Raw genomic sequence first — 1,265 nt, 5'->3', positions numbered from 1 at the left:
CCGATGTGCTGCACGAGGTAACGATTGATGTCGTCGGCACGATAGACCTTCACGACCGAGGCCAGCCGGCGGATGAACTGGTCCAGCGCCTCGTCCACGTTGCCCTTCTGGCGGGCGTAGTAGAAGAACTCGACGGGCTCGATCGTCGCCGTGATGACGATGAGGCGCGGGGCGACCTCGCCCTTGTTCTTGTAGCGGGCCTTCGCAGGCGAGGCGTTGTACGGATCGAGCAGCAGCAGCCAGTCGTTCGCATCCATCGCCGAGGCCCGCAGATCGTCCAGCAGCAGCACTTCCTCGCCCCGCCAGTCATCAAGCGGGTTCCCCGTCGCGGCCCGGTAGACCTGCCACCGCTCGCCGTGCGCGTTCGCCGCGTTGATCGCCTCGGTAATGAAGTCCGTGGCGAACCGGGTCTTGCCGATCCCGGCATCCCCATGGACGAACACCACGTGCGTCGAGAACTCACCGGCGCGCAGCTTCGCCGCCGCCCGGTATGCGCGACGCTGGCCGTAGGCCGACAGCGCGTCGTCGATCTCCCGCTGATGCCGCGAGTAGATATCGAACAGCTCGTCCGTGAGCATGATCTGATCCCGCGTGATCTCACCTTGGAGAACGCGCTCCCGCATGTCCTCGAAGTTCTCGGCGACGATCTTCTTCTTCACGTGGGCGCGGCCCTTCAGCCACGTCTCCCGGCGCTGGGCGTCGATCCCGAGGTAGTCAGGCCCACGCACCGTGGCGACCTCCGAAGGCGCGTACTGGTGCTTGTCCGCGTACTTCACGTGCGTCAGATACGACAGCATGTTGTCGAAGGCGTACCGCCCGCGGCCAGGCTTCTCGACGTACTGGGGCTCGACGCCGATGCCGAACGCGAGCCGATCCAGCGGCGCACTCTTCGCACGGCTGGCGAACTTGATCACGGCGTGCAGGTGCTCGGGCTTCGGTTCGACCACCAGGGCCTTCTCCGTGTCACTCCAGACCTCGCGCTCGTCCTTGTCGTGCACGATGCCGTAGGCCTCGACGACCTGGCAGCCGGTGGCCTCGAGCCGCTGCACCACGTAGGCGAGGATCGCCTCGGCACCCTGCTGGAGCAGCGCGGCCCCGTTCGGGTCCTCGGCAGCCCAGGCCCAGTACGACGGATCGAGGTACTGCGTGAGCCCGATGCTCGTCGGGTTGTTCTCCTGCTTAGCCACGGCGACCACCCCCGCCGCGGGCGGCGCGGAGGGCCTCAGAGGGAGTGCGGCGCCTAGGGCATGTCTGACAATCGTTTG

1 protein-coding gene is annotated in these 1,265 nt (G+C 66.6%); it reads right to left on the bottom strand.

The window, feature by feature from the left end; genetic code table 11:
- Nucleotides 1-1,196 (bottom strand): Rep family protein (locus tag ACFWJO_RS39825; protein WP_386873199.1); only part of this gene is annotated, 1,196 nt, incomplete at its 3' end.
- Nucleotides 1,197-1,265: the final 69 nt, after the last annotated feature.

Source organism: Streptomyces sp. NPDC127092, assembly GCF_042722475.1.
GTDB lineage: Bacteria > Actinomycetota > Actinomycetes > Streptomycetales > Streptomycetaceae > Streptomyces.
The sequence above is the reverse complement of the archived record's forward strand: the minus strand, read 5'-3'. Positions and strand labels throughout refer to the sequence as shown.